This is a genomic window from Burkholderia sp. LK4 (genome assembly GCF_001043615.1).
GTDB classification, from domain to species: Bacteria; Pseudomonadota; Gammaproteobacteria; order Burkholderiales; family Burkholderiaceae; genus Burkholderia; species Burkholderia cepacia.
This window is the reverse complement of record NZ_LDUL01000126.1, coordinates 1-3,269: the sequence shown is the minus strand read 5'-3', so window position 1 is coordinate 3,269 and position 3,269 is coordinate 1. Positions and strand designations below refer to the sequence as shown.

The following is a 3,269-nucleotide window of genomic DNA, read 5'->3' as shown; positions in this document are numbered from 1 at the left end:
GCGCTTTGGGGCAACCCACTGCGGACCCGCTCCAGCAGCTTGCGGTGGCCTTCCCGGTCAATGCATCGTGATGCCGCCCTCTACGAGCCATGCCTGCGACAGTCTCATCAGGATCGTTACGCGTAACCCTGACATGGCCTGTTTCGATTCCCGTCGAACTTCTTCCGTCCGGTTATCGATGTTTCCCACGTACTATTCGCTATTGGGAAAATTCACGAAGACCATCGGGAAGGCGATGATAAAACGCGCTGTGACTTGCGTTGTTGCCGCTTTGGCGCCGCTCATCGCACATGCAGGGTGCAGTGAGAACCTACAGAACTGGTTCGCACGACTTCATCCCGGCCAGGCGCTGGATGCTGCTCACGCGGTTTGCAAGGTCTGGCCCGCGAATAACGCGCTGACGATCGGGGTGTTACCTCTGGAGCAGAAAAGCAGCAGCGACGGGCCAAACGTCGTCGACATCGAGGTACTGGTTGCCGATACGGCTACGGGCGCGATTGTCGCGCATCGGTTTCAGCGATCGGCGATTCACTACGGAGAGGACCACTATTTTGACGGCGTCGAGCTCGATACGGCGCGTTATCAGCTGACCTCCACTCAACGTGCCTTCGGCGTACGCCTGAAGTCGTCCGGCGGCCCGCCCGCGGAAATGTCTGGCATCGCTACGCTGAGTCTCTATTTGATCGATGGGCAGCATTTGCATCCGGTGCTGGATCGCCTGATCGTGAGCGATTGGACGGGCGACCGTGATGGTCCTTGTACAAGCACGTCTGAAACATCACGCACACTCGCACTCGGCCCCGTAGGCACGCAAGGCTATGCCGTCTTGCAGGTCGCCGAAAAGTACGTCGAGAACGAGAGCCGGCTCGAAGTCGATACATGCTCGGGTCACACGTCACCCGCACAACGCCGTAACGTTATGCTCGACTATCGCGATGGCACCTACCGTATTCCGGATGCCATGCGATATGCCGATTGATCGGCTGCGTCCGCTCCGTTCAACGTGACAGGTGGCGAGCAATGAGACGTTCGGTCTTTGACGGATATCGCGCGGTTCACCGGCGATAGCTGCGAAACAGTTCAGGCGTGTCGCAGCTATCGCCTCGTGTAATCGCGTCAAGCCGCAGCCGCCCCATCCAACGCCGGATAATCCACATACCCGCGCGCATCGCCGCCGAAGAACGTGTCGCGCTGCGCATCGTTCATCGGCGCGCCCGTCTTCAGCCGCGTGATGAAATCCGGATTCGCGAGCACCATCTGGCCGTACGCTTCGAGATCGGCAAGATCCGTCGCGACATCCGTGCCGATCGCGTCGCGCGTGCGGCCCGGCCGATTCACGATCAGCGTGCCGTTCCAGCGCGCGCGCAGGTCCGCGAGCAGCGGCTCGTTGCCCTGGTGCATCACGTGCAGGTACGCGAGGCCGAGCCGGTCGAGCTGCGTCGCCAGGTAGCGATACAGGTCCGGCCCTTCCGCGCCTTCGTCGATGCCCCACAACGTGGTGCCCGGCGACAGGCGAATCGCGGTGCGGTCCGCGCCGATCTCGTCGGCGATCGCCTCGGCCACCTCGATCGCGAAGCGCGCACGATTTTCGATCGAACCGCCGTACGCGTCGCTGCGCGTGTTCGCGTTCGGCGCGAAGAACTGCTGGACCAGATACCCGTTCGCGCCGTGGATCTCGACGCCGTCGGCGCCGGCTTCGATCGCGCGGCGCGCGGCGAAGCGGAAGTCGTTCACGGTGCCGCGCACTTCGTCGGTCGTCAGCGCGCGCGGCGCGGGAATCTCCTGCATCCCTTTCATCGTGAACATCGGCACGCCCGGCGCGATCGCGGAAGGCGCGACGCCCTGGCGATGATGCGGCGTATTGTCGGGATGCGACATGCGCCCCACGTGCATCAGCTGGATGAACAGGCGGGCGCCGCGCGCGTGCACGCGCTCGCTGACCGCCTTCCAGCCGGCGACGTGCGCATCGGTGTAGATGCCGGGCGTCGTCAGGTAACCCTGGCCGTCGTCCGACGGCTGCGTGCCTTCGCTGACGATCAGGCCGAGATCCGCGCGCTGCGCGTAATACTCGGCGGCCAGTGCGCCGGGCGTGCCGTCGAACGCGGCGCGGCTGCGCGTCATCGGTGCCATGACCAGGCGGTTCTGCAGCGTGTAGCGGCCGACACGGGCCGGGGTGAACAATGCGTCCATGATGCGTGCTCCTCGAGAGTCGGGTAACGGCACCGGGGCGGTGCCGTCTCGGGCGCGGGCCGCGCACTGTGTGCGCGCCTCGCCGCCATGGACACGTCATCCATTGCTTCTTTTTCGAGATAAATATGGTAGTTTGGATAACATTGATCCATTGATGGAGCAGTGGGCGTGGAACTGCTGAACGACATGGCGCTGTTCGTGGAGGTCGTGAAGGCGAAGGGCTTTCGCAGCGCGGCCGACGCGCTCGGGATGCCGAATTCGACGCTGTCGCGGCGCATCGGCGCACTGGAGAAGGCGATCGGCTTGCGGCTGCTGCATCGGACGACGCGCCGGATCGAGCTCACGGAAGCCGGGCAGCTGTATTTCGAGCGCTGCAAACGTATCGTCGACGAAGCGCGGCTCGCGCACGAGCAGCTCGGCGAGTTGCTGGCCGAACCGGCAGGCGTGCTGCGCGCATCGTTTCCGGTCGATTTCGCGGTGGTCTACCTGGCGCCGCTGATCGTCGAATTCGCGAACCGCTACCCGAAGCTCACGTTCGATTTCGAACTGACGTCGCGGCGTGTCGACCTGGTGAGCGAACCGTTCGACGTCGCGATCCGCATCGGCGAATCGGCCGATTCGCAACTCGTCGCGCGGCGGCTCGCGACGTTCCGCAATCACCTGTATGCGTCGCCGCGCTATCTCGAGCGCGCGGGCGAGCCGCGCGAACCGGACGACCTGCGGCGGCATCAGTGCCTGAGCGTGCAGCGCGTCGATGCGTGGACGCTGCACGACGCCGCGCGGGAGATCGAGGTGCCGGTGGGCGGGCGTTTCATCGTGAACAGTGTCGGCATGGTCCGGCAACTCGCCGTGCACGAGGCGGGCATCATCCAGATGCCGGCGGAAGTCGTGGCCGACGACGTGGCCGCGGGCCGGTTGCGTCGCGTGCTGCCCGACTGGGAGGGGGCGCCCGTTCCGGTCTACGCGATGACGGAAACGCGCTTGCTGCCGGCGAAGACGCAGGTCTTCATCGAGTATCTGCGCGCGCATTTCGCGCAGGCGTGACGGGCGGCTGCGCGGACGATCGTCCGCCGTTTACT

Annotated in this window: 3 protein-coding genes; 2 read left to right on the top strand and 1 reads right to left on the bottom strand. The window is 64.8% G+C overall.

Features of this window, described 5'->3' with window-relative positions:
• Positions 1-979: hypothetical protein (locus VK92_RS39145; protein ID WP_231616493.1), on the top strand; the 979-nt coding region annotated here is incomplete at its 5' end.
• A 137-nt stretch (positions 980-1,116) separates the two neighbouring features.
• On the opposite strand, the gene VK92_RS38165 is transcribed toward VK92_RS39145, so the two are convergent.
• Positions 1,117-2,190, bottom strand: a complete 1,074-nt coding sequence (locus VK92_RS38165; protein ID WP_048024885.1) for an alkene reductase — start codon at positions 2,188-2,190, stop codon at positions 1,117-1,119.
• Between the two features lie 168 nt (positions 2,191-2,358).
• Here VK92_RS38165 and VK92_RS38160 point away from each other — a divergent pair, with 168 nt between their 5' ends.
• A complete protein-coding gene (locus VK92_RS38160) occupies positions 2,359-3,234 on the top strand; it encodes a LysR family transcriptional regulator (RefSeq protein ID WP_048024913.1) in 876 nt (291 codons plus the stop codon).
• Positions 3,235-3,269: the final 35 nt, after the last annotated feature.

Excerpts from the sequence above, each read along its gene's own strand:
- VK92_RS38165 (WP_048024885.1), bottom strand. The coding sequence starts at position 2,190 with ATGGACGCATTGTTCACCCCGGCCCGTGTCGGCCGCTACACGCTGCAG.